This window comes from Pseudoalteromonas sp. S1609 (genome assembly GCF_005887255.1).
In the GTDB taxonomy this organism is placed as follows: domain Bacteria; phylum Pseudomonadota; class Gammaproteobacteria; order Enterobacterales; family Alteromonadaceae; genus Pseudoalteromonas.
Genome location: NZ_PNDJ01000013.1, coordinates 162,586 through 188,321, shown reverse-complemented (window position 1 = coordinate 188,321; position 25,736 = coordinate 162,586). Strand labels below are relative to the sequence as shown.

Genomic DNA, 25,736 nt, shown 5'->3' with positions numbered 1-25,736 from the left:
GCGCCTGTTTGGTATTGATGCTGCGTTATCGCCTATTTATGGGGAACAACCACACCACATAGGCGCTGCCTTGCCTAAATGCCAAACAGACTGCTGCAAATTTAACCTTGAAAGGTCAACAGACCCTAAGTTAATATTGGCAAACAAAAACTACCTACTGATAGGTAATTTATAGCAAGCGCTAAATGCTTGCAAACTAAAAACAAAAGAGCTTGAAAATAACTACCTACTGGTTGATAATTTTTTCAGATAACAGCAAGGAAATATCAAAATGAGTAAAAAAGCAGCCCTGCTACAAGCCGCAGAAAATAAAGTGCGACTGGGTGGATATAGCAACTTTAGCTTTAGAGAACTTGCTACTGAGATTGGTATAAAAAGTGCCAGTGTGCATTATCACTTTCCAACCAAAGCTGATTTAGGTGCTGAACTCGCGCATCAATACACCGATGCCTTTATTGCAGTACTTGGCGATCCGAATGCACATAAAGCAAACGGTAAAAATCCCATCGATATTTACACTCAGTTATTTAGAAATGCGCTCGTGATAGACAAAAAGATGTGTTTATGTGGCTTACTCGGTGCAGAAAGCGACAGCCTACCCGATAAAGTGCGGGTTGAAGTTCAGCGGTTTTTTAATAAAAACTTAGCCTGGTTAACTCAAGCACATCAAATAAATGGAGAGCTTAATCCTGCTCGGGCGGCAATACAAACAGTGAGCTTATTAGAAGGGGCAATGATTATTAGTAAAACCCTAGATGATATTAGCTACTTCGAACAAGCTACTTTTTAAGTGCTTATATAAAAAAGCGAGCTTCAATAAAGCTCGCTTTTTACATTAATAACTATGTAGTTTTAAGCTGGATGCACTTTATGTTTTGAGTGCACAAAAGCTAATGCAATAAAGCCTATTACCGCTACCACTACACCAATAGGCTTACCTAAGTCACTTGATAAGTTTAACCCAATTGCCGCAGTCATAATGTAAGATAAGGTCACTGCGGTTGCGATCACGGCGGGTATACTAGTGATCCAATGGAATGTACCACGGTCAAATAGGTACTTGGTCGCAAGCCACAACACACTGGTAGAAAGCAGCATATTTGAAAACGCAAAATAACGCCAAATAACAGAGAAGTCGAGCTTAGTCATAAAGTAAGCAATGGTTAAAATTGGCAGTGCTAACAACAAACGATTACGTAAACTTTGCGGAATACTAAACGCATCAACCACCGTTAAGCGCAGTGAACGGAACGCCGTATCACCTGAGGTGATAGGGAAAACAGCAACAGCAATAATAGCCATAATACCACCAAATACACCTAAGTAGCTGTTTGCAATATGGTTAACCACTAAGCCTGGACCGCCTAAATCAAGCATCGATTTTAAACCAGCGTACCCTTCTGGGAAGGCAGCAATACCAGCAAGCGCCCAAACACAACCTACAATACCTTCGCACATCATCGCGCCATAATAAACCGGGCGTACATATTTTTCGTTAGTTAAACAACGAGCAATAATAGGTGCTTGCGTTGAGTGAAAACCACTAATAGCACCACAAGTAATGGTGATAAATAGCAACGGCCAAGTAGGCAGTCCATCAGGATTTGGGGCTAAAAAGTCGTGAGCATGATCGGCTTCAAAATACGCTAAAAAGTCGCCAGCTACTGGTAAATGTGGTGCGTTGATTAACAGTGAGACTGCGATAGCAACTGTCATTACAATCATTAACAAGCCAAAAATAGGGTAAAACTTAGTGATGATTTTATCGATTGGTAATAACGTGGCTAAAAAGTAGTAAGCTAAAATAGCGAGAACCCAAAATGTATTACTAGCAAAAATGGTGCCTTCAAATGCATCTAAGTTACTCAATAATCCTGCTGGGCTCATAATAAACACTACACCAACAAAAAATAACAACATAGCAGTAAATATAAGCATAAAGCCTTTAAATACTACGTTGTAATAATGGCCTGCAATTTCAGGTAAACTTTTACCGTCTTCTTTAATACTCATTACGCCAGAGAAAAAGTCGTGTACAGCTCCACCTAAAACGTTACCAAGTACAATCCAAACCAGCGCTACTGGACCATACAAGGCGCCAAGTATAGGACCAAATATGGGGCCTACTCCTGCAATATTCAAAAACTGAATTAAAAATGCACGAACAGGGTGAATAGCAACATAGTCAACACCTTCGCTAAAACGCTTTTGCGGAGTGTCTACGGTTGAATCTAAACCCGCTTGTTTTGCAACAAACGGGCTATAAAACTTATAGCCTAATATTAAAATAGTCAGGCAAATAAAAAAGATGATCATAAAGCACGCTTCTCTTTTTGTATGTGTTTATAGAACGCTATTTTGCGCCCCACTTTTTAAATAACAATTGAACGTAGCATATGAAAAAGTAGCCAACAATGAGACGTTTGGCTAATGCGCTCACAAAATCAATTTTATTCGAAAAAATAAAACTAATTAACAGCATTCGTTACTCATGGAAACAGATGGAAAGCACTAAAAGTACTTATATTGCGACTAAAATCTATAAGCCAATTTGCAACAATAGCTACACCTGAGTGATTAATTAGCCTACGATAAACATTATTACTACTTTAAATTTACTTGCCTTTGCCGTACATGGCTTTGCCAAAAAACAAGGATGCCCTCAATGACACAGTTTACTACGCCCGATTTATACGATGAACATCGCGACCATGTGCAAGTTGCTGACAGTGGCTTGCAACACTTTGGTAATAAAACTCACTTTTATGGTCAAGTAGTGACCGTCACCTGCCCTGACGACAACTCGTTTGCTGGTAACATACTGCATGAAAACGGTGAGGGAAAAGTATTGGTTGTTGATGGTTTTGCCAGTAAACGTTTTGCCTTTATTGGCGATATGATTGCAGAGCGCGCACTAAAAAATGGCTGGCACGGCATAGTTATTAATGGTTGCTGTCGCGATATTGAAATTCTTGCCACACTTGATTTACCTGTAATGGCGCTAGGCGCAACCCCGCGCTGCACCACTAAGCGCGGCTTAGGCGCTAAAGATCACCCGGTTAATATGTTAAACACCACAATTAATACTGGTGATTGGGCATATGCTGATGTAAACGGCTTAATAATTAGCTCTAAAGCGTTGTTTTAACCCCTCGTAATAGTCGTTAACAAAAAAGCAGCTCGAAAGCTGCTTTTTTAATTTATATGGTTTTTTAAAACCCAAATTCTCAGGTTAAAATTAAAGTGCTAACCATACATCGGTTGAACCAGGTTCGTTCCCTTGAGTCCACCATTTAGCTTGGTACTTATTACCTTGATAAGAAACTTCATCACCACTGTTATAGATAGCCGTTGGCTGCCAAACTGCGACACCCGTACCATCTGTAGGTTGTGTTGTTGCTTCCCATGCACCACCTAAATCAGGACGCTCGCCTTGAGTCCACCACTTTGCTTTATATTCAACGCCGTTATAAGTAACGACATCACCACCAACGTATGCAACACTCGCATCCCAGCTTCCTGTAGGTGGATTTGTAGTATCAACGTTTGTAACTGTTACGCTAAAGCTTTGCGTTGTGGTTAATGCACCATCACTAACTGCAACAGACACGGTGAAATCTGTATCGGTATCTACAGCGCCTGCCTCAAGACTTATATTTGAACCGCTACCCACTAATGTTAAGCCTGCTGGTACTGTCCACGTATACGAAAGGGCGTCGTTTTGAGCATCATTAGCCACTACAGCTACACTTGCTGATGCGCCCTCTTCAACGCTGATATTAGCGATAGCATCAACGCTCGGTGCTGTGTTTTCGCCTCCTGATGTTGGCGCAATAACATTAACAACAACATCACGATTAACAGTTGCTTGACCATCTGATACCGCAACAGTTGCCACATACTGTGTATCTGCAGTCACTGTTGGCGCTGTAATGACTAATGATGCACTATTTTGTCCAGATACCACCAGTGCGCTATCAGCATTCCAGCTAAAGCTAAGTGGATCGTTATCTGCATCAGTTGCAGAAGCTGTTACTGTAATACTCTCGCCTGAATTAATAGACACTGATGAAGACACAGAAACAACTGGCTTTTTATTTGTTGGCGGAGCAACTACGCCCCCTAAACCATCATGCATAGCATTAAGAATATCACCATTATCCGCATCTATTTCCCATGCAAATAAACCACCTAAATTATACTGATTAACATACGCTCCTTTAGCCAGTACTGACTTACGGCTATCATAAGTAATTAGTTTACCGGTTGAACGATTCCATACATAAGCGGCCTGTGCTTGCTCATCATAACCCACTTCAAAACCATTAATACCTGTGCCCGCAGCACCAATCATATTGACTTTAACGCCCTTGTAATCAATAACCCCATCTTCCCATACGCCTTGTGCCGTAGAGCCTTTTAATGGGCCATTACCAGGGGCGGTCATTGGGTTACCATCAATCGCTGCATTTTGCGGGTAAACACCTTCCCAACCACGACCATACATAGCTGTGCCCACGACGATTTTTTCCGATGGTACATTTTGCGCAAGTAACAGCTGCACTGCATTATCGGTGGTATAAGCAGGGCCTTTACGAGGTTCGCCATTTTCATCAAGCCCGGTACCGTTACATTGGCCAACACTCATGTGTTCACCACAGTAAAGTGCAGTTTGGTGACCGGTTACATTACTCCATGCGCCATAAAAGTCATAGGTCATGGCAAAAATGTAATCCATGTATTGGCTTGCGGCTTGGTAGTCTACATCTTCAATTTTATCGTAACCTGCACCAATGGCTGAAGTTAACTCGTAAGTACGACCCGTTTCTGCTTCTAGTTTATCAAGCATAGCGCGTAGCTCTTGCATTAAAGCAACATAGGCTGGGCCATCGTTGATTGGATCGCCAATGTCAGGATTGGGGCCGTCACCACCTGGGAATTCCCAATCAATATCGACACCGTCATAGAATTTCCATGTTCTTAAAAACTCTTCCATTGAGGCAACAAAGGTGTCGCGGTTAGCTTTATTGGTAAAGCCACCGAATGGGTCTGATAACGTCCAACCACCTACAGATGGTAAAATTTTAATATCTGGGTAACGCTGTTTAAGCGCCATTAGCTGAGAGTAAGTACCACGGATAGGGTCTTTTGCATCAACCCCTGGCAGTGCTTTTTGTACTGCTGCCCATGGGTCGTGAATAACCACTTCGTAATCTGCAGAGCCGGCACAAGCGGTTTCAAGTGCACGTTTAGGACCACCCGATAACGATGCGTTTTCACCACAAATTGGAATAAAGCCATACAAAATATGGCTCAGATTTTGTGCTGGCATATTCGTTACATCATAATCACGGCCATAAATTCCCCACTCAACAAAGTAAGCGCCTGTAACTAAACCTTGTTTGATACCAATGTCACGGTTATTTGGATCTACATCCATCGGCAATGGCGCTAAGTGGCCACCGTCAGTATTAGCAATTACAATAGGTTTGCCTGCACTACGCGCACAGGTCGTGCCACCTTCACATAGCTCAACATACATTGTATGGCGGCCTGCTTTATCATAAGGGAATGAAATAGTGCCACTTTTAGAACCAGCAGCAAGCGTGCCTTCATTCACTAGCATGTCATCAAAATATACTTTGTAGCTATCGCCACCATCACCACTCCATGCACTCCACTGAATGTTGATATTAACTTGTTCAACACGGGTAACTAGCTGCTTATAAGAGCCGTTTCCCTCAAGATCTACCTCAACAAACGAATATTGCTGTGGTTCCCAATTAATGCTTGGTGTAGACGGTGCAGCAGATGCTGTGCTTGCAAATAAAGCAACACCGATGGCTGCGCTTAGTTGTTTGATATTCATAGGTCTCTCTTATCCATTATTTATGTAATTATTTAATAAGTTTGAACTGCAAAACTTAGGCTTTATTAAAGTTTGGTCCATACATTGGCTTGCCCTGGCGTATCGCCCTGAGTCCACCATTTAGCGCGATAGCGCTGTCCTTGATACGTTACTTCTGCGCCGGCTTGGTAGGCTTTGCTAGTATTCCAAGTGGCTGCTGTGTCAGCTTTCGAGGCTGATTCCCATGCCGCTGAGGTATCTGGTTGTTGGCCTTTGTTCCACCATTTAGCGGTGTAAATAACGTTAGCAAAACGGGCTTTATCGCTGGCTTGATAGGTCTGAGTGCTTTCCCATTCAGGTACTGTTGGGTCAACCGGATCGACCACAGGTACATCGTTAACCGTGACACTAAAACTGGTTTGGGTACTTAATTGACCATCCGATACAGATACTGCAATGGTGTAATCGGTGTTTGCTGATACCTCTGCAGTGGTTAAGTTGATGTTGGCACCAGAGCCTGTAAAGCTTAGCGGTGTAGGTACTGTCCAGCTGTAAGTTAGCTCACTTTGCTCATCATCAAAGGCATGCAGATGAATTGCTGTTGTGGTGTTTTCATCAACTACTAGGTTATCTGGGGTGTGTACAATGGGTGCGGTGTTTGTTGGCGCACCTTGCACACTCAAGGCATAGGTATAATTTGCATCGCTGCTATACACTTGATTTATAAGTACGTCGGTTGCATCAAACGTAATGTCGCCCGCTTGGTTTTTCACACCAATTTGCACTAAATGCGCGTAATCGAGGTTAAGCTGCTCAGCCAATGCTTGTTGCCAATTTGCTTGATTGTCGGCATTGATTTTAAGCTGTTGGTTGATCACCTCTTGGCCTGTTTCGTCAAATAATCGCGCCCATACGATGTCGCCTGCAATAGCATTTTGCCCTTGGCGAACAAAGTAACCGACGCTAGTCAACGAATTTGGATCAGTTGGGCCTGCGTCATTTACTATGTTGATGTCGCTACAGTTATAAAAGCCTTCACCAACCACATCATTACGTTGCCAACGGCTATATAAAATGGCCTCGCCGCTGCGGTCTTGCGGAATTGCAACATTCATTTCATAGTAGCGTTTACCATCGGGGTCTTTAACGACCTCAATGTTGTCGTGCTCTTGCACTAGCTGTAAGTCTTGCCAAGTTAGTACGTCAATTGCGCTATTGAAGCTTGGCTTGGTAATGTAAAACTGCCAAAAGCTTGGGTTGTGCGGGGTTGATGCAAGATAACGTATTTGAATATCACCATTGGCATTGGGTACTACATCACTGCGCTGCCAATGTGGTGATGGTAAATCCATACCCCGTTTGGCTGTATCGCCACCAGCACATAAAGTGCCGTTTGGTACACTGGCCTCAACTGCGGTTTGATTTAAATAGTCAGGAGTATTAACCGAAAATTCAATCGCTTGTACAAACTGCACCGTGCCCGATTCTAAATATGCGGCTCGACACGCAAGGTTAGGAATATTTGTGCCGTCTTCAGGCCACCAGTATCCGCCATCAACTTGACAAATTGCTTGGCGCGCTTTAGGGCTATCCATATAACCATGTGCTTGCACTTGCGGTGCTAGTGTACTGAGTAGTAAACCACTAGTAATTGCAGATAGCGTAATCGTGTTAAATTTAATTGATGCCATTATTTTATCCTTTATTAGACTCAATACATGGGGCAAGCTCAGGCCTACCCCTCATTGTTTTGTAAATTACAGGCTACAACTTAAGGTCCAATCTGCTGTTGCACCCGGCTCAGAGGTTGTCCACCACTTGGCTTTATAAACTGCGTTGTTATGCACCATTAGATCGCCGCCAGCAGCATGACTTGGGTTGCCCGCCCAGTCTGTTTGAGGGAAGTTTGGATAAACAGGAATCGTGGCTATATCAACTCCTTCACACGTACCTACAGGGTCACCGCCACCGTTATCTGGATTGCCCGTGCCATCACCCGGTGTTGCATCTGGTAGCATTGGGTATTCAGCTTTGAATGCATAAGTTTTTCCATCTTTTTCAATGGTAAAGTTGCTAGGCCCAGTGATTGGCATGTAGTACATCACTTGTGCATTCACAGTTGCACCAGCGCTAAAGTCTTTTGGTTGACCGCCCCATTCATTGTTCAGTGTGATTGAGAAACGGTGGAACTCGTTCTCAAAACCGCCAATATTATTACCCGCTGCGTTCGATCCATTTACTTCTACAGCCATACCCAGTTTTTCTTGTGCATTCCAGTTAGATTTAAAAATAGCGGAAGTTGATACCGGCACATCAAATGAGATTTTTGCACCACTTAAATCAAGACTTGAGTTATTAGTAAATGCAAACGTTGGGCTGATTGGGTAATTATCATCCCCAATTGGGAAGTCTTTTGCTGTAAATGTGATATCTACGGCTTCAGCAGGCACTGTGAAGTTTGGATTTCCGCCATGTACATCATATGCAACACCGCTTTGATTAAACTTATCGTATGCAAGTGAAGTAAGCGTTGACCCCATGAAGTACTCGCCTTTCACTGTATCGTAGTCAAAGTCACCCGCCAGCTCCCAGAACATAATACCGCCAAGGCCATTGTTGATAACGTAATCAACTTTTGTTGCCATTGACTCTTCATCTTCCATTGAAAGGAATACTTTTTTATCTGCGTTCCATAACCAAGGGGCTACAGCAACGCTGTCATAGTGACGAGTGTAAGTACCTGTTAAGCGGTCATCGGCGTCGGTATCAGGTGTTAAGCCATACACGCCTAAATACGAGCCAACAATGCCGTTTTCAAGGTTTTTAACATGCCATAAAGGGTTTGAACCTGCTGGCATTTCTTGGCCTGCATCGTTCTTATCATGCCAAAGGTTATCGATACCTAGTGCACCATTACCGCATTTGTTTTTCTCACCTACGCCGGTACCTTTAGCGCAATCAGCTTGATTTGGTAGCGCCGCTTGGCCCCATAAACCGTTTGTTCCGCCTGATACATCTTTAAAGCCACGGGTGTAATAAGGTAAACCAATATTGATTCGACCCGCTGACATCGCACCACGGAAGTAACGCACTGCCCAATCAGTATTTAAATACCCAATGCCTTCAAACTCTTTGGTGCCGTATACATTCCATTGCGCAAGCTCTGAGTCTAACCCAGTATCAAATAATGCCGCGTTGTGACCTACGTGCGAGTTCCATGCGCCATGTAAGTCATAAGACATGATATTTACATAATCGAGATATTGAACCGCTTGGAAGGTTTCCATACCGCGCAGTAAATAACCTGAAGAAGGCGATGCAATCGTGAGTAAATAATGCTTACCCGCAGCTTCACCTGCACGGTCTAGCTCTTCTCGTACCTTTTTCATTAGCACTTGATATGAAGCATTCAACCCTGCACGACGTGCGTTAGAAATAGGAAAGTCATCAGGGTGGCCTGAGTCATTCATTGATGATGGGTATTCATAGTCAATATCAACACCATCAAAACCATACTTTTCAATAAATTCAACTGCACTTTGCGCAAATGCATTGATACCTGCATGGTTAACTGAACCATCGGCATTAGTGGTCATAGTATAAAAACCACCGCTTTCAACACGGCCCGTCTCATCAAAATAACCGCCGGTTTCAGCCCAACCGCCTACTGATATTAATGTTTTTACATCTGGGTGTTGTTTTTTATATTTGTTTAACAGGTTAAAGTGACCTTTGTAGTTAAACTCTGGGTCCATTTCAGCGCCAACTACGCCCGGCCATTCCATATTAGTAGCAGGATTATTTACTGAAGCAGGATCGCCAATAGATACTTTGTTGTTCGCATCAACATGGGCAAATGCATAGTTGATGTGGGTGATTTTATCCCAAGGAATATCGTTTACTAAATAGCTGGGTTGACCATTAGCGCCATTACGCCAGCTAGTAAAGTATCCAATTACACGGCGTGGATGATCTGGGCCCATGATCTCACGACCATCAGCGTCATAAATCGTACAGTAAGGCGTGTTTACACCGGGAGTTTGATATAAACCTTGGGGACGACAGTCAGTGCCCGTAACTGGGCCTGTATTTTCATCAACAACCGTTAATACTTTTGTTACTTGCGCTGTTGCACCGTCGTTATCGGTCACCGTTAGGGTGAAAGTTGCCTGACCAAGTGCCGTTGCTTGCCATGCAAAACTGCTCGCTGGTGAGCTTGATTGATGAACATCCACCCCGTTTGCTGCAAAGCTCAGAGCCGTTACTTGGCCATCACTATCAGTTCCAGAAAGTGCAAACACCACCTGCGAACCAACAACCAGTTGATCCGGAAGCGTGCTAAATGAAATAGCGGCAACAGGTACTTGATTAACAGGGTCAACAACTACTGAATCACTAACGTTCAGCGTATTAACAACTTCTGCAGAGTTCGCTCCTTCATCGTCTGTTGCTACCGCGCTAATTTGATGTTCGCCCGTGATAGCTTGCCAGTTAACACTGAACGGCGCAGTGTTATCAACCGCTATGGAAATGCCGTCGACAAAAAACTCCACACTTGCAACTGAGCCGTCTGAATCAGTTGCTTGCGCCAAAATGACAACGTTGTCTTTATCGTTAAATAAAGAACCATTCCCAGGTGTGATCTCAGTAATTATAGGCGATTGATTATCATTGACAGCGCTGTCACACGCACCCAAAAGTAACCATTCTTGATATTGACCGGCATTCTCCAAAGGGTTTGCTTGTGTCCACCACTTGGCTTCATACGCATTATTTTGTGCCTTTACTTGGCTTCCTGCTGTATGAGTTTGCCCTAACTCCCATGTCGTCAATGTACTGCAGTCTATTGATGCATATACATTTAAACTAAATGCACTTAGTGATAAGACACTTAATTTAAGGGCATTATTTATTATTTTCCGTGAGCTCATTAGCTCCTCCGCTTAGTGTGTTAAGAAATGCTATTGTCAGTTTCCATTTATGAAACTAGCATGAACAAAGTAAATATCAAGTAAATAAAGTGTAATTAATAAACAAAATAGATATAAATTGATTAATTAATAATATGAGGCTAGTGATTTATAACTACTATAAAAACAATTAAAATACCAAGTTCAATTAATAACATTTATTAATTGGGCATTAAAAAGCCCAGTGAAACTGGGCTTGGTTTACATTAGGAATGTATATTTTGCTTAATTAAATGAAACCGTAACAATATTCGAACATACGTTCTCAGAAACACATAACTTATAGTTATACGCTGATAATGTTGCGTTACGAACGTAGTCACGGTAACGGCCATTATCTGATACGGTATCTACTAGTTCGCCATTTCGGTATAAGCTAAGTGACTCAGCACCCACTTCTTCCCAGTTTAGCTCTACACGCATAGTATCAAGACGTGACTTATTAGCGCGTTTTAGAGTCAACTCAATTTCAACATCACTTACAACAACTGTTTGTGTGAATGTATCTGAGTTGTTTTCACTATCTGTTACAGTTAGTTCAACTTCATAACTACCTGATTCAGCGTAGGCATGAACAGGGTTTGCATCAGTTGAAGTTGCACCGTCACCAAAGTTCCAGCTCCACTGTGAAATGTCATCATTAACATCACGGCTTGTATCTGTAAATGTAGCAGTTAAACCTTGTGCTGAAACATTAAAGCCGGCTTCTGGTGGTTGTGGACTTACTTCACCAATAGCACTAAATGTAAGTGACCAACCATTGATATTACCCGTATCTGCGCCTGCTGTATCTTCAACATTAAGTGTCCAATCTCCAGTCGCTACCTCAGAATTAAATACCGTTGATGTAAATGACTTCACAATATCGTCGTCACTGCCACCTTCATTGCTTTGTAAAGTAACCTCTGTACCTTGTGCTGAAATAAGTGTAAGCACTAAGTCACCAGACCAAGTATGCGTAATGTCTACATCAGCCGTGGTACCAAAGATAGTTAAATCATCGGCCACAGTAATAACAGAGCTTGCACCTTCAGGTGAGTTATCCGGAATCTCAACGCGTTCATTACTACTGTAAGTAAAGTCGTTCAAACCAGCAGGTTGCAGCATTAAGCTTACTGTTTGATCTTTAACTTGCTCGTCTGTTGAAGCAGTTACAGTAAAGTCATAATTACCCCACTGAGTATCGCTATTAGTTGCTACCGTTAATACAACCTCATCACCTGGACGAGCTGTAGTTGCGCTTAGTGATGCGTCAGTAAGATCAGCAGCCAAAGCAAGTGAAACGTCACCATCCCATTGTGCAACTGAACCAATTGTAAAGGTATAGGTAACCGTATCACCAACTGTTGCTTGTTGAGAAACAGGTGATACTGATAATTTAAACCCAGGAGTTGGATCAGCATCAATGACTGCTTGGTTAACATTTAGACGTGTACCTGCAACCGTTTTACCATTTAATGCCGCATTAGCATCACCACTAGACATAAGTAACTCTTTAAGCTCTAGTGATGTTAGATCTGGATTTACTGACAATACAAGTGCAGCAGCACCAGCTACATGTGGTGTTGCCATTGATGTGCCAGAATAGCTTGCATAACCGCCACCTGGAATGGTTGATAAAATAGCACTACCTGGCGCGCCCATATCAACACTGGTTAAACCCCATTGTGAAAAGCCAGACATATTGTCGCGACTATCAGTACTTGCAATAGATAATACATTGTCATTTTCATAATTAGATGGGTAATGAGGATTTACATCGTTGTCTACCGCATCATTACCAGCAGCAGCTACAAATAAAATATCAGCTTGTTCACTGGCAGTAATCGCATCAGCAAGTGCTTGGCTATAACCACCACCGCCCCAGCTATTGTTTAATACACGAAGGTTAACACCTGAGTTTTTAAGGCCTACCATGTAGTCAATACATTTAATAGCGCCAGATGTAGAACCTGTACCATCTGCAGCTAAAAACTTACAACCTGCAATAGATACATCATGGTTTACACCAACAATACCAACACCATTGTTACCACTGGCACCAATTGTACCTGATACATGTGTGCCGTGGCCTTCGTCATCCATTGGGTCGCCAGCATCGGTAATCGCGTTAATACCGTGTACGTCATCAATATAACCGTTGCCGTCATTATCGATACCATCTCCAGCAATCTCACCACTATTTACCCACGCATTCGCAGCTAAATCAGGATGGCTATAATCTACACCAGTATCAATAACACCTACAACAATATCACGGCTACCAGTTGAAATTGACCAAGCCTCAGGTGCATCAATATCTGCATCAACCGTACCACCAGTTTGGCCTTCGTTATTTAAGCCCCATAAATCTTCAAAGCGAGGATCATTAGTTGCGTTTGCTATGCTCACTCGGTAATCAGGCTCAACATACTCAATAGCTTGATGTGATTTTAAGCGCTCAATTGCTTCTTTAGCGCTCATTCCTGATATTTTAAATTTAGCGAGGCGGCCTGAAAATAACGAAGTGAAGTTATCATCAATTTCATCGTTATTTAGATCAGATATTTTGGCTTTTACTAACGAACGAGCTTGCTTACGCATTTCCGGCGAAGCATTCTTTTTATATTTAACAATAATTGAGTCACTACTCGCAGTAACTTTTTGAGTCGTACTGTTTACATCAGGCAATTTCGCCGCAGCTAAACAAGGTAAAAGTGCAAGTGTAATAATAGATAATTTTGTTTTCATCGTTTTATCCGTAATTAAGTTAACTTAGCTGTACTAAGTGGAAAATTTACGTATAAGAATTTAAGCAATCACGTGGCAAGTGCTAAGAAAACGGTTAAACAGCGACTAACTCAAGTAAAAAAACAAAATAAGGTACAAAATCATTACTTTTAACTAGAAATACAGTGATAAAAACATAAAAAACATCCATTTTAATGAGCTAAACTCATTAATTTTAACATATCATTAACTCATTATTTTTTATTGGATTTTAGTGAGAAATAAATATAAATCAAAAATTTAATTTCAAGTCATTGAAACTAAACAGCTTTAAATACCATTAAAAAAGATGATTCAAAATAGGTTCATTGAAGAATACAGTGACTGAGCAGTTATGAAGTAGATAACAGTAAACATACTGTTCAAGCACTGAAAGCTAGATTCTACATTCATGATTAAAACCGCACCTTACGTTTAAGAATAAAAGTTAATCACACATTTAACAGCACGGCATGCTGTAACGACAAACACCTTATTAAAACTTAATAAACAACCAAGGTGTTTAATTTTGCATTTCAAGGAGAATAATAATGAAATTGAATAAATCACTTTTAAGCTGTGCTATTGCAATTGCAATGGGCGCAAGCTTTACAGCAAACGCAACTACAGAATCAAAAGCGGGTTCAACTTCTGAGCTTGCATCTAAAGTATCTGTAAGTAGCATTGAAAATGCCGTAACAGTTAAACAATCATTTTCTGATAATACAGCATTAGTATCTCAAGATGGGGATGGCAATACTGCACTAGCTACTGAAGTCGGTAACAATAACGATGTTAAAATAGCTCAATTACAAAATGGTAATTACGCCGAAGTTGAAACAACGGGTGATAACAACCAACAGACTTATGCGCAAGATGGTATCGCTAATGGTTTTATTACTCGTATTACGGGTGATCATAACGGCGTTTATGTTTCTCAATTCGGCCAAGGATTATTCCAGAATAATGAAGCAATCAATATTATCACCGGTAGCGACAATAATATTGACGTAGAACAAGGTGATGGCGGCCATTGGTTTTACAACATGGACATGAGAGGTAACGGCAACGAAATTATTTCATCTCAGTCAGGTATGTGGCAAGAGTTTGAAATACTTAGCTTATCTGGTGATGAAAACATAATTGAAATTGAACAAACAGACACGTGGAATGAATTTAAAATAGAGTCATTACGTGGCAACGAAAATGAAATTGATGTTAGCCAAGATGGCTCACGCAACATTGTTACATTCACTGATATAGCTGGTGATGCAAACGAAATAGCTATTGAACAAAGCAGCGGTGATAACAATACGATTACTTTTGCAGCCGTTACTGGCAATGATAATGAAATAAAACTAGACCAAGAAGGTTCAGACAATGCTATTGAGTCTGGTCTTTTTGACGGTTCATTCAACGAAGTAACAGTTAATCAAGTTGGTGATGAGAACCTTGCAACAACTGAGCTAATGGGCGATAACAATGAGCTTACAGCAATGCAAGTTGGTAACACTAATGAAGTATACATGGGTGTAATTGGATCAAATAATGAATTTACAGTAACTCAAGTTAGTAATTCCAGCTCGGTTCATTTAGCTAATTTTAATGGTAATGGCAATGATGTTGACCTTAGCCAATCAGGTGGTGATGAAAACGCAATTTTAGTGCAGTCTTCATACCCTGATGTCTCACTTACATCAAACGATAACGATATTGATGTTAATCAAGTCGGTAACCAAAACGAAGCCATTGTTACACTAGCGGGTGTTCTTGATAGTAATGCAAACCAAATTGATATCGCTCAAAATGGTGATATCAACGTTATTGACTTAATGGTAGAGGGCAGTAATCACTCTATTGATATTGCACAACAAGGTGAGGGAAACTGGGTAGGTGGAACCGGAGATTCAGCGCTTTTACTAGGTGGTGAAAACGTTTCATTCTCTGTTACTCAAACAGGTAATTACAATACTGTTGAAGGTAACGTAATTGGCTTTAACAGTACATTCTCTGTCACGCAAATCGGTGATGGTAACACTGCAACAATTACACAAATGTAATTGATGAGAAAGGGAGAGTAACCCTCTCCCTTATTTAACTATGAAAAATAATAAATATAACTATTTTTTTATACTTTTAACTCTTTTTATTCCTTGGAGTAATGCCAGTGATGATTTAGAAATCGATGGATTACTTCTAAACAAAAGTATTAGCCGCTTTGGGTATCAATTTTATAGTGAATTTTCAAACTATTGGCGCGAATTCCCCTCAACAGCAGGCTTCAATGTAGAAATAAAAGAAACGGTTATACCCCGTGCTGGCACCAAATTAGTATTAATAATGAATAATAAGATAATTTATGCAACCCACTTGGGACGAAAGCTAGAGCCTTTGGACGAGCGGGTAGAGCAAGCAGTACATTCTGTAATGGACGCAATGGCGCGATCGAATATGCAAACAGCGAGTCCTGACATGGCATTGAATGGATGGTAACAATGAAAAAAATAGTATTAACAATAATAACGACTTTAAGCTTTTCAGTCTCCGCAACTGAAATTATTTACACCCCTATTAACCCGAGCTTTGGCGGCAACCCTCTCAATGCCAATATGCTGCTTAGTAAGGCACAAGCACAAAATAAGCATAAAGCGCCTGTGATCGAAAAAGGGTATGCAGAGCAATTTCAGGATTCATTAGAGCGAACATACTTAAATAGGATGGTGAGAGAAATCACCGACATGGCTTTTGGCGAAAATATTGAAGACAGTGTTTTTAACCAAGATTCAATATTTATGAGTGGTGATTATCAAATAGAAGTAATCACCAGTACAACCGACACTATCACGGTTAGAATAACAAATATAATTGATGACTCGGTTGTGGTTATCGAAGTACCGAGGTTTGGATAATGTATAAAGTAATTATAATAACAATCGCTCTTTCTCTTAGTGGTTGCTCTACTATGGGTAATTTAATTCCCCCATCAAAACAAAGTGCGGTAACGTTAGAGCCAACAGATGTTTTTTCTGACTTAAAAAGCTTACCTAAACCTGCAGGTAGCATTCCAGTTTCGGTTTATTCATTTCGCGATCAAACCGGTCAATATAAACCACAAACTAATGTTAGCTCGTTTTCAACGGCCGTCACTCAAGGTGCAAACTCTATTTTAGTGCAAGCATTACATGAGTCTGACTGGTTTACGCCGGTTGAACGTGAGGGTTTACAAAACATTTTGACTGAGCGAAAAATTATTAGAGCGGCACAAGCGACTAACCCTAATCAGGGCGAGCTTCCGCCATTAACCACCGCAAAAATTATTTTAGAAGGTGGCATAATTAGCTACGATACCAATGTAAAAACTGGCGGATTAGGAATGGAATACTTTGGGATTGGTGCCTCAGAGCTATATCGTGAAGATGCAATTTCAATTTATTTGCGTGCAGTCGATGTAAGAACTGGCCAAGTACTATTATCAGTAGCCACCAGCAAAAAAGTATTGAGCCAAGAAATGCGAGCAGGCTTCTTTAGATATGTTAGTTACAAACGTTTAGCCGAAGCCGAAGCTGGATTTAGTGATAACGAACCTATGAGTATTTGTGTGACACAAGCCATAGAAAAAGCGCTTACTGATTTAATTACTAAAGGCATAGATCGGGGACTTTGGGCTAAAAAACAAGCTTAAAAAATAAAAGGCTATGCAAATAGCCTTTTTATTTAATTATCTAATGGAAGTAATACCGAAATGTAGCGCTGTGCCCAATTTGCAAGCTCTATACGATTACGTGATTGAGTCTTTTTAAACGCACTATAAAGATGAGTTTTCACTGTGTGATCACTAATATTGAGTTTGTTCGCTATTTTATCGTTACTCGCACCCTGCGCTATTAATTGAATCACCGATTTTTCACGTTTGGTTAAGTTTTCGTAATCCGATTTACTAAGCACTATGTCGTCATGCAGTAAATTGTTAGATGAAGCTGCATTCAATATATCTTTGAATGCATCAGAAATCACTTTACGGGTAAACCATAGCTCGCCGTCGGTTATTCTTACAAGCGCCTTAAAAATATCCTCTGCAGCATCTGAACTATAAAAAACACCATTGAAGTGATTTAATAATAAGTTTTTCTCACACACAGCATTTGGCTCAACGTTAAATAAAATCACCTTATTTTGCTTAGCTAAACAGATTAGTTCGGCAGGGATTAATGAGTGCCAATCTTTATCCGCACCATCAACGAGATAAAGTTCAAAGGTTTGACGTAACTCGACTTTAGGGAGTGAGTCATCCATTTTTATTTCATTAAAAAGCGCTTTTAAAGTGCTTATAATCGTTGTATAGCAAAATGAGTGAGAAGAAGATTTAGGTGTTGTTTTAATAAAGGCAAATTTTTTACTTAACATAATTACCATCCCTGAAACAATTTCATTACATTACCTAAATCAACTACAAAACACAATGCTCTTTTGGTATACCTTCGTAGTGGAGTACTCTGTAAAGCAATTAAGTCGAACGGCCAACACCCTCTCGCCATCACATTATGCGAAGTACAACACGTTTAGTTAAAGCAATTTAGAGTCAACTCCAAGCCGCTGGCGACTTGAAGATTGTCATATCTCTAAGAACAGCTTATCAATTAAACTACTTAGCTGTGGATTAACTTGCTCTTTTAACGCAAAAATAAAGTCCATTGAAGTAGCAGGCATATTAGGGTGAGAATGATTTTCCCATACTAAGTTAAGTGCCTTAATTATCGCTTCATCGCCTATTTTTTTCCTTAGTTTTGCAAATACAATAGTGGCTTTTGAGTATTGCTCATAGCTTTTTGTTGAATCAATCAATGCCATTTTTTCGATAATATCCATACGTGATGCTTGCTCGTAACGCTTTGTTTCGTAATCGACCAAAGCGTTCATAGCGGCCTTTCCGTCATATCTTTCTATTACTACCAACTCAATATATTTGGCCATCGATTCAATTAGAAAGGCACTGTCAGCAGACACACTATTGCCAATATCGTGGCCAAACCATTGATGCGCGGTTTCATGCACTGCACGGCGATAACGCTGATCAAAACCGGCATCATCGCTTGGCCGAGCCCTAAAGCCGACGGTATCTTCAACTAATATTATTTGTGGTAAAGCATAGCCAGTGCCCCCAAAAGGTGGGGCCGCAATTATGCTCAATTGCTTTGGTTTGTAAGCAACAATATTATTTTTAAACCAATCAAGTGTGTCCATCATCGCTTGAAAATTAACAGCAATTGCATCTGAACGCTCAATCAGCTGTTGTTTTTTTGCAAATACTTGTAACGTAACACCATCATGCTTTTTAGTTTCAGCAGTAAAAGGCACTGACAGCCAAGCTGGTAAGTTATTAATTTCACTTAATGTTTTAAACTCAAATATCTCACGGCCCTGCTCACGTTGATGTGTAATTTGTTTGCCCTGCGTCACAACTTGATGCCCCGCTGCGGTTGATATTTTGCTCGACATCGTTATACGCTTATAGTGTTTAGGCCTTTTTTGCTGTTCATTAAATAATGTTGAAGCTAAAGGCCGTGCCTTTTGCTGCAAACCATATTGAGCGCGCAACTGTGTATCGGTTAGCTCATAATTAACTTGATAGCCAATGGTTGGCAACGCAGGAACCGCACGAATATAACTAAATTCAGGCGTAATTATTTGATGCCCACCAGCAGGCCACAAGGTTGCTTGATGAATCTCAAATTGTGTTGTTAATTGCCGTGTTTCATGTGGCTTTAATGCAATATCAAACTCATAAACAGCTTGATTTAACTCAGGGTAAAACGCAATTTGGCTTGCGCCAGCAATCTTTACATCCGCCCATTTATAAAACCCAGCCCTGCCAACTAAAATTTGCTTAATAGCCGTTGGATGACGATTTTTTAAAGTGTAAGTCAGATCAAACTTAACAAACTGCTGCTGCGGGTAAAAATCAATCTTTGCATCAATATGGCTAACTTGAGGTTGCAACTTATGCTGCCAATCTACAAAGTTTTTTTCATAATTGGCTTTAAACGCTTCACGTTTATGCGAATTGGTAAGCGGTTTTTCATCAACCAAGCGTAGATGTAATTGCACAAATAAGCCAACGCAGAGCAACACTGGCATTATTAGCCATGCATCTTTTCGCACAACCGCACGCCTATCAAACCCCGCACCGCGATGACTAAATACACACGTTAGCAATATAAAACTTATACCGGCCAGCAACCACACCTGCATATAAGGCCAATAACTGCTGATACTTGCCCGGTAACCCCAAAACTCACTCGGCGGCTGCAATGGCGTCCAAGCTAGGCTCCAAAATGTGTGTGTGAGTCCTAAATAAGTCATAACGGGTGTAAATTTTAGCAACAGCATCACAAAAACGATTGCTCCTGCAACCAGTGTTGAGCGAAAAATATTAAATACGCATACCGTTACCCAGCCAATTAGCATCAGGGGCAGTGACGATAAACACAAAACATATACATGGTCGTAAGCGTCATATTGGCTATCAATAAACCACTGCGCTAAAGAGGCTCCCACAAAACTCATTGTTGAAAAAGTAATAACCAAAGTAGCCAATACCAATAATTGACTATATAAAATAGTGGCCGTTTTGATAGGCGTAGCAGCAATTAGCTCAGCCATATTAAAGCGCCGTGCATAGCAACTGATTTGCCAGCTCCAAAGCACCATCAGCAAACACCCAAACAGTATTTGCATATCAAATGCATAGTGACTAATTGCATCGATACTGGTTGTTGCATTGATTACACTCAATGGCTCAGCATAAGCAGCAGAAGAGGCTACGCTATTAAACACCATGAATAGCCAAGCTAATAAAACTATCCATGTTATTGGATGCTTTAACACATTGAAAAGCGCTACTTTATAAAATGTGATAAATATCGCTAGACCATGACTTTGTGCAGCCGCAGGTCGGTACGAGGCATTTGCTACCGTAACGGGTTGTAGCTTGCTCACTGCACTTTTTACTGGCTTACTAAACGAGTTAGACTGATTACTTGCAACAGCGCTAAAATAAATAAGACTTGTGAGTAATAATATCAGCACCCGATTAACAGCTATGATCCAGCCTTGTGGTTCACTAAAGCTAGCTATAATCGCGGTGTATGCGAAAGGGTCTAACCATATAAACAGTTGATAACTAGTTTCACTGATAATACTACTGCCCGCCAGTATTGGGTTACCAGTAACACTTGCAAGTAGTAAGTAGCCAATCCATAAAACTGCAAATACCACATAATTCACCAAAGCACTGCTGAACTTTTGACAAAACCACAGGGCAATGACACTGAGCAAACACGCATTAGGAAACAACATAAAAAGGCTATTAACAAACAGTAGATTAATAATATGCCAGTCAAACCCGTTACTGAGTAACTGTGTTACAACCACCAGCATACTAATAAACGCAATCGCAAACACACACATCACCAAAGCGCTCAAACGTAACCAAGCTCGCTTTCTAAAAGTAATAAGAGTCGCTGCTACAAGCTCGTGCATATTGTGTATTTGATCACGTAAAAAAATTGTCGGTGCAAGCGCGCCTGTCAGTAAAGCTAGTTGCATCATTTGTAGGGCAACTAGGTGCAGCTTTAACTGGTTTATCGCATCGCTTCCTTCAACAGCTAACCCTGCTGACAATGTATACGCAAACAAAGGCGCTGCTAAAAAGCACAACCAAAGCAGAGGCTGACGAGTGATGTAACGCAGTTCATTGATCAATAACATGCGTGACACCCTCTTGCTTTCAATTCATAAAAATAGCTATCTTGCAGTGTCGCTTCTGCGGGTATCGCACTTTCAGCAGGGGTCGTTGTAGCATAAACACGAAATGAAGGTTTGCCGTACCGATAACTTTTGCTTAGTACCAAACTCTCTTGCGGTAGTTCACTAGGCAGGGTGTCTAGCAGCCATACACATCCATGCAATGGCTTGATAAGGGCGGCTACTTCACCACTTTGAATTAGCTGGCCTTGGTTAATCATTGCAACAAAGTGACACTGATTTTCTATGTCTTCTACAATGTGCGTAGATAACAGCACTAGGCGTTGTTTACTAATCGTCACCAATAAATTATTGAGACTTTCGCGCTCAGCAGGGTCAAGCCCTGCGGTTGGTTCATCTAAAACAATCAGTTTAGGAGAACCTAACAACGCTTGAGCAATACCAAAACGTTGTTTCATCCCACCCGAAAAGTGGCTCACATTTTTATTCGCAAACGAAGATAAATTTAATAGTGCCAAAAGCTCCTCTATTTGCTGCTTTCGATCTTTTTTATTGAGTCCCTTTAACGTTGCAATATGTTCTAACAATGCAATACAACTCATATTTGGATAGACGCCAAATTGTTGCGGTAAATAGCCCAGCTGTTTGCGCATCTGTTCGGGATGTTGCAGCACATTTAAGCCATCAAAATTTACCTGACCATTATCCACACTTTGCAAACACGCTAGGGTGCGCATTAAACTTGATTTACCCGCCCCATTTGGTCCAAGTAAACCAACCATGCCAACAGGCAAATGAACCGACACATCATTTAAAGCGTGCGTGCCATCTGGGTATTTTTTATTTATATTTGTAAGTGTCAGCATCTATTGCGTTCCTTAATTGACGAATAGTCACATTAAGCAACACCTTCCAAATCAGCTAGCAAGTAATGATCAAAGCCTATAACTAAGGGATAAGAGTAACGATTGGCTGCTCATCATTAAAAACCTTACTTTCATCATTATTTGTGGTTTTTTAGCAACGTAAAGATGTGTTAATAATGTTTAAAGGGTAAAGTAGTGTGAAGTTAAAATTATATTAAGGTGAAATGTGCAGACGGTTATTTCCTTTTTATCACAACGGATTAAGGTAAAATATGTCATTGCCTTATTGCCGTTATTGGCTGCCATTTTACTTGAAGCCCATATTCGCTTTCTATCGTTAAGGCTCAGCTCAACACCGCTTTACTTACAAATAAACCTGCAACTTCTTTTAGTATGCCTGCCTTTTTTAATCGCCCATGCAATTGCATTTCAACAGCCATTGAGACTAGCCTTAATGAGCTGGCTGTTAGGTTTTATTGCTTACCCTATCTTGATATACGCGCTCGGTGTGCTGCTTCCACAATTTGCTCAATGGCACTATTTAGCACCGCAAGGCTGGGCCTTGTGTACGGCAGCAAGCCTAACATGGCTGATATCTCAACGTGTTGTCACTCAGCCTTCACTCAATAGCAAACGGCTAAGTTCATTAATATCATTGGATAATGTAGTGTTACTCACTCTTTTGGGCTGGTGTTTTCTAATGGCTGGGGTACTCAATACACATGAAGACCCACTATTAAATCAACCATTTAATTTAATTTTTGATCCAAGTAAAGTCGTCTCGCAGTTTGGTCAATTTATCACTTATTTTTGGCAACTAGGCGTTTATACTGCAATTGTTTACGGGTTATATTTATTTAACCGATACTTCCTCATTCGCCACTTGCTTGCTGTTCACGGCGTATTTTTATTTGTAGCCGTTTGCGTTATTGTAATGCTGGTATTAACACCTTTGTTGATAGCTGCCGTTCTATCGTTACCCATTAATGACTTACCCCACGGCGTTGCTAACCTCACACCAAGTGGCGATCAAAATATTTTTAGTAAGTTTAATTATCAGTTTATGCTGCTTTTTCTTGTTATAAGTACCCCTATTATTTTGGCGTTTGAGCGTCAACAGCAACACAGCAAGTTAAATGAAGTCGCTAAACAGCAAACTCAAACCGAACTAAAATTACTCCAACAACAAGTTAACCCTCATTTTTTATTTAATACGTTAAATAACTTATATGCACTTACGCTGACAAAATCAGAGCAAGCCCCACAGTTAGTACTACATTTGGCAGACTTACTACGCTACACAGTGTATGAAGGGCAAAAGCCATCCGTGCTACTGGCAAAAGAGCTAGACTACCTTAAAAATTTTATTGAATTACAAAAAATAAGAAGTGCGAATAAGTGTAAGTTTAACCTTGTTTGGCCGCACAATTGTGACGACCTAAAAATCACACCGCTGCTGTTGATTATTATTGTTGAAAATGCCATAAAACATGGGGTTGAGCCCGCGAGCGACAAAACACACGTATCAATTAAAATAACAATCAATGACAATGTTTTAACGCTTTATTGCACCAACCCAATACCCGCTCGAGTAGTAAAAAAAGAACATGGGATGGGGCTCGCTAATTTACAAAAACGACTGCAACTTTTATACCCTAATAAACATTCACTAATAACCCATAAGCAAGATGCAATGTGGCAAACAACACTGACCTTGGAGCTGTAAAAATGATAAGAGCCATTATTGTTGATGACGAGCCATTAGCGCACCAAGTCCTACTGCATCATTTAACTGCACACTCCAATATAAATGTAGTAGGTCAATACTATAGCGCTAAAGATGCCTTATGTGTGCTTGCCAAGCCGGGCATTGATTTAGTGTTTCTCGACATTAATATGCCAGAGTTAACAGGCCTTGAGCTATTAAAAGCACTTGCTAACCCGCCGCAAGTAATTATCAATAGTGCCTATCAAGAGTATGCTTTAGCTGGCTTTGATTTAAATGTTACAGACTACTTGCTCAAACCCGTTTCAGCGCCGAGGCTAAAGCAAGCTCTCAACAAAGTGTGTCAACGTGCGGCACAGCCTTTAGACCAACAGCCCCAATGTATAACGCTTAAAGTAGACCGAGAAAAACGAAAATTCGTGTTAGACACCATTGAATATATTGAAGCTTACGGTAATTATGTAAAGTTGCATCAAGCGCAGAATACCACGCTTGCCACAGCGACACTTAAGCAACTGAGTGAACAGCTAGCAGATACATTTATACAAATTCATAAATCGTATTTAATTAATAAAAACAAAGTGACTGCGGTTAATCATGAGAATGTTGAACTAACCACAGGGGCTATTGTTAAAATTGGCAAATCATATAAAGAACTCTCTCGCACACTACTTTAAACAAAGGGTAGTAGCTGCTTTGCAAGGCGCTTATGTTCTTCAGATGGCCAATGAACCCCCTCACTTTCACAAGCAGCAAGAAGTGAAAAGCCATCGATAAACACACATGCCTGGCGTTCAGAGACAGCTTTAAATTCAATAGATAATTGTTCAGCTTTTATACCTGCACCTGCGTAAATACTTTTATAACTTCCCACTTCATGAACCTTGGGCGGGCTCAATATGATTACTTTTGGCTGTGCGTTACCGTGATAAAACGCTTTAATGGCTAAAATTAACTCCTCAAGCGCTTTGCCAATATCGATAGCAGACAGTGCAAAACGTGCTTTTAAGTCATTAGTACCGAGTTGAATAATAACAACATCAACAGTGTGCGCTTCCAGATACGGTTTTAAATATTTAATGCCCGATTTATCTCCCATAAACGGGGGGTTATTGACTAAAGTACGATTAGGCTCCCCGGCTTCAATCACTTCAAAGCCGGTGCCCAACTGCTGCTTTAATAAAGTAGGCCAGCGTTCAATTTCGCTCAGCCGTTTGCCATCAACAGGAGAAATACCAAAGGTATTAGAATCACCAAAACACAGAATATTCATTAAAACGGATTCAATGTATAGCCTTGTTGCTGTAACTGGGCGTGGGCTGTCATCGCTGAAAGCGCCATTTTCACCCCAGGTATAAGCTGATCTGCTGCTACCTTCATATGCATTGCCGACTGCCCGCATACATATACCTGCGTGTTATTAGCAAGCAGCTGTTTAATTAAAGATTCGGTTTTGTTATCTTTTTCAAACCGAGCTTTATAATCACTGTTTTTCAGTACATCAACGCTGGCTTCACCGTGTACCACCAGCGCAAGCTGAATATTTTCTGGTTTTACGCCGTGAGCCACATGCATATTAATAAATCGCGCTAACGAATTAATATGATTATTTTGCACGCCCTTTTCAGCGCCTTTACCTACATCAAAGGCAACTTTAAACTGCGCTTGGTTTAAATCAGACACATGCTCGGGCACATTATAAAAATAACCATAGTCTTTAATAACAGGCGCAGGCTCTGCTGCCAAACTACTAAAGCTAGTTAAAAGAAGGCTAAGACCTAAAAGTGATGTTTTCATAAGTTTCCATTTTATTG

At 40.8% G+C, this 25,736-nt stretch carries 18 protein-coding genes; 8 read left to right on the top strand and 10 right to left on the bottom strand.

The annotated features are described in order from the left end of the window. The first annotated feature begins 271 nt into the window (after positions 1-271). On the top strand, positions 272-790 hold the full coding sequence (locus CWB76_RS05000; protein ID WP_054201362.1) for a TetR/AcrR family transcriptional regulator: 519 nt from the start codon (positions 272-274) through the stop codon (positions 788-790). Positions 791-852: 62 nt separating this feature from the next. Here the strand turns inward: CWB76_RS05000 and CWB76_RS04995 are convergent, their stop codons facing one another. Next, positions 853-2,316, bottom strand: coding sequence for a carbon starvation CstA family protein (locus tag CWB76_RS04995; protein WP_138605919.1), 1,464 nt, complete (start codon positions 2,314-2,316; stop codon positions 853-855). A gap of 349 nt (positions 2,317-2,665) precedes the next feature. Here CWB76_RS04995 and CWB76_RS04990 point away from each other — a divergent pair, with 349 nt between their 5' ends. Further along, positions 2,666-3,148, top strand: coding sequence for a putative 4-hydroxy-4-methyl-2-oxoglutarate aldolase (locus CWB76_RS04990; protein ID WP_138605917.1), 483 nt, complete (start codon positions 2,666-2,668; stop codon positions 3,146-3,148). A gap of 90 nt (positions 3,149-3,238) precedes the next feature. Here CWB76_RS04990 and CWB76_RS04985 read toward each other — a convergent pair whose 3' ends face one another. The 4 genes from CWB76_RS04985 to CWB76_RS04970 form a co-directional block, all read right to left on the bottom strand. Next, positions 3,239-5,869, bottom strand: coding sequence for a glycosyl hydrolase family 18 protein (locus CWB76_RS04985; protein ID WP_138605915.1), 2,631 nt, complete (start codon positions 5,867-5,869; stop codon positions 3,239-3,241). Positions 5,870-5,934: 65 nt separating this feature from the next. Further along, positions 5,935-7,539: a lytic polysaccharide monooxygenase gene (locus tag CWB76_RS04980; RefSeq protein ID WP_138605913.1), complete on the bottom strand. Its 1,605-nt coding sequence runs from the start codon at positions 7,537-7,539 to the stop codon at positions 5,935-5,937. Positions 7,540-7,605: 66 nt separating this feature from the next. Next, entirely contained in the window at positions 7,606-10,779 is a 3,174-nt protein-coding gene (locus CWB76_RS04975) for a glycosyl hydrolase family 18 protein (protein ID WP_138605911.1), read from the bottom strand. Between the two features lie 264 nt (positions 10,780-11,043). Further along, positions 11,044-13,548 (bottom strand): S8 family serine peptidase, encoded by a 2,505-nt coding sequence (locus tag CWB76_RS04970; RefSeq protein ID WP_138605909.1) that lies wholly within the window; start codon positions 13,546-13,548, stop codon positions 11,044-11,046. 569 nt (positions 13,549-14,117) lie between these two features. Between CWB76_RS04970 and CWB76_RS04965 the strand changes: the two genes are divergently transcribed. From CWB76_RS04965 to CWB76_RS04950, 4 genes are read left to right on the top strand one after another with little or no spacing between them, the layout of a single operon-like run. Then, positions 14,118-15,626, top strand: coding sequence for a curlin (locus tag CWB76_RS04965; protein WP_138605907.1), 1,509 nt, complete (start codon positions 14,118-14,120; stop codon positions 15,624-15,626). A 40-nt stretch (positions 15,627-15,666) separates the two neighbouring features. Beyond that, the gene (locus CWB76_RS04960; RefSeq protein ID WP_138605905.1) at positions 15,667-16,059 is read left to right on the top strand and encodes a curli production assembly/transport protein CsgE; all 393 of its coding nucleotides are present in this window, start codon (positions 15,667-15,669) and stop codon (positions 16,057-16,059) included. Continuing rightward, a complete protein-coding gene (locus tag CWB76_RS04955; RefSeq protein ID WP_138605903.1) occupies positions 16,053-16,475 on the top strand; it encodes a curli assembly protein CsgF in 423 nt (140 codons plus the stop codon). Before CWB76_RS04960 ends, CWB76_RS04955 begins: the two co-directional genes overlap by 7 nt. Next, the gene (locus CWB76_RS04950) at positions 16,475-17,248 is read left to right on the top strand and encodes a CsgG/HfaB family protein (protein ID WP_138569882.1); all 774 of its coding nucleotides are present in this window, start codon (positions 16,475-16,477) and stop codon (positions 17,246-17,248) included. Before CWB76_RS04955 ends, CWB76_RS04950 begins: the two co-directional genes overlap by 1 nt. Positions 17,249-17,280: 32 nt before the next feature. Here the strand turns inward: CWB76_RS04950 and CWB76_RS04945 are convergent, their stop codons facing one another. The 3 genes from CWB76_RS04945 to CWB76_RS04935 all read right to left on the bottom strand — a co-directional run bounded on the left by CWB76_RS04945 (position 17,281) and on the right by CWB76_RS04935 (position 22,196). Next, complete coding sequence (locus CWB76_RS04945) at positions 17,281-17,970, bottom strand: response regulator transcription factor (protein ID WP_138605902.1); 690 nt, start codon at positions 17,968-17,970, stop codon at positions 17,281-17,283. Between the two features lie 207 nt (positions 17,971-18,177). Next, entirely contained in the window at positions 18,178-21,333 is a 3,156-nt protein-coding gene (locus CWB76_RS04940; RefSeq protein WP_138605900.1) for a M1 family aminopeptidase, read from the bottom strand. Then, on the bottom strand, positions 21,324-22,196 hold the full coding sequence (locus tag CWB76_RS04935; protein ID WP_138605898.1) for an ABC transporter ATP-binding protein: 873 nt from the start codon (positions 22,194-22,196) through the stop codon (positions 21,324-21,326). Before CWB76_RS04935 ends, CWB76_RS04940 begins: the two co-directional genes overlap by 10 nt. Before the next feature lie 226 nt (positions 22,197-22,422). Between CWB76_RS04935 and CWB76_RS04930 the strand changes: the two genes are divergently transcribed. Then, on the top strand, positions 22,423-23,922 hold the full coding sequence (locus CWB76_RS04930; protein WP_138605896.1) for a sensor histidine kinase: 1,500 nt from the start codon (positions 22,423-22,425) through the stop codon (positions 23,920-23,922). 2 nt (positions 23,923-23,924) lie between these two features. After that, complete coding sequence (locus tag CWB76_RS04925; protein ID WP_138605894.1) at positions 23,925-24,599, top strand: LytR/AlgR family response regulator transcription factor; 675 nt, start codon at positions 23,925-23,927, stop codon at positions 24,597-24,599. Here the strand turns inward: CWB76_RS04925 and CWB76_RS04920 are convergent. Both CWB76_RS04920 and CWB76_RS04915 read right to left on the bottom strand, forming a co-directional pair. Beyond that, entirely contained in the window at positions 24,596-25,195 is a 600-nt protein-coding gene (locus CWB76_RS04920; RefSeq protein ID WP_138605892.1) for an SGNH/GDSL hydrolase family protein, read from the bottom strand. The genes CWB76_RS04925 and CWB76_RS04920 overlap by 4 nt on opposite strands. After that, positions 25,195-25,719 (bottom strand): DsrE family protein, encoded by a 525-nt coding sequence (locus tag CWB76_RS04915; protein WP_138605890.1) that lies wholly within the window; start codon positions 25,717-25,719, stop codon positions 25,195-25,197. Before CWB76_RS04915 ends, CWB76_RS04920 begins: the two co-directional genes overlap by 1 nt. Positions 25,720-25,736 lie beyond the last annotated feature (17 nt).

Bases quoted from the DNA above. Each gene is read 5' to 3' on its own strand.
- CWB76_RS04990 (WP_138605917.1), top strand. From the start codon at position 2,666: ATGACACAGTTTACTACGCCCGATTTATACGATGAACATCGCGACCAT.
- CWB76_RS04995 (WP_138605919.1), bottom strand. From the start codon at position 2,316: ATGATCATCTTTTTTATTTGCCTGACTATTTTAATATTAGGCTATAAG.
- CWB76_RS04965 (WP_138605907.1), top strand. From the start codon at position 14,118: ATGAAATTGAATAAATCACTTTTAAGCTGTGCTATTGCAATTGCAATG.
- CWB76_RS04980 (WP_138605913.1), bottom strand. From the start codon at position 7,539: ATGGCATCAATTAAATTTAACACGATTACGCTATCTGCAATTACTAGT.
- CWB76_RS04915 (WP_138605890.1), bottom strand. From the start codon at position 25,719: ATGAAAACATCACTTTTAGGTCTTAGCCTTCTTTTAACTAGCTTTAGT.
- CWB76_RS04945 (WP_138605902.1), bottom strand. From the start codon at position 17,970: ATGTTAAGTAAAAAATTTGCCTTTATTAAAACAACACCTAAATCTTCT.
- CWB76_RS04920 (WP_138605892.1), bottom strand. From the start codon at position 25,195: ATGAATATTCTGTGTTTTGGTGATTCTAATACCTTTGGTATTTCTCCT.
- CWB76_RS04975 (WP_138605911.1), bottom strand. From the start codon at position 10,779: ATGAGCTCACGGAAAATAATAAATAATGCCCTTAAATTAAGTGTCTTA.
- CWB76_RS05000 (WP_054201362.1), top strand. From the start codon at position 272: ATGAGTAAAAAAGCAGCCCTGCTACAAGCCGCAGAAAATAAAGTGCGA.
- CWB76_RS04960 (WP_138605905.1), top strand. From the start codon at position 15,667: ATGAAAAATAATAAATATAACTATTTTTTTATACTTTTAACTCTTTTT.
- CWB76_RS04935 (WP_138605898.1), bottom strand. From the start codon at position 22,196: ATGCTGACACTTACAAATATAAATAAAAAATACCCAGATGGCACGCAC.
- CWB76_RS04985 (WP_138605915.1), bottom strand. From the start codon at position 5,869: ATGAATATCAAACAACTAAGCGCAGCCATCGGTGTTGCTTTATTTGCA.
- CWB76_RS04955 (WP_138605903.1), top strand. From the start codon at position 16,053: ATGGTAACAATGAAAAAAATAGTATTAACAATAATAACGACTTTAAGC.
- CWB76_RS04950 (WP_138569882.1), top strand. From the start codon at position 16,475: ATGTATAAAGTAATTATAATAACAATCGCTCTTTCTCTTAGTGGTTGC.
- CWB76_RS04925 (WP_138605894.1), top strand. From the start codon at position 23,925: ATGATAAGAGCCATTATTGTTGATGACGAGCCATTAGCGCACCAAGTC.
- CWB76_RS04970 (WP_138605909.1), bottom strand. From the start codon at position 13,548: ATGAAAACAAAATTATCTATTATTACACTTGCACTTTTACCTTGTTTA.
- CWB76_RS04940 (WP_138605900.1), bottom strand. From the start codon at position 21,333: ATGTTATTGATCAATGAACTGCGTTACATCACTCGTCAGCCTCTGCTT.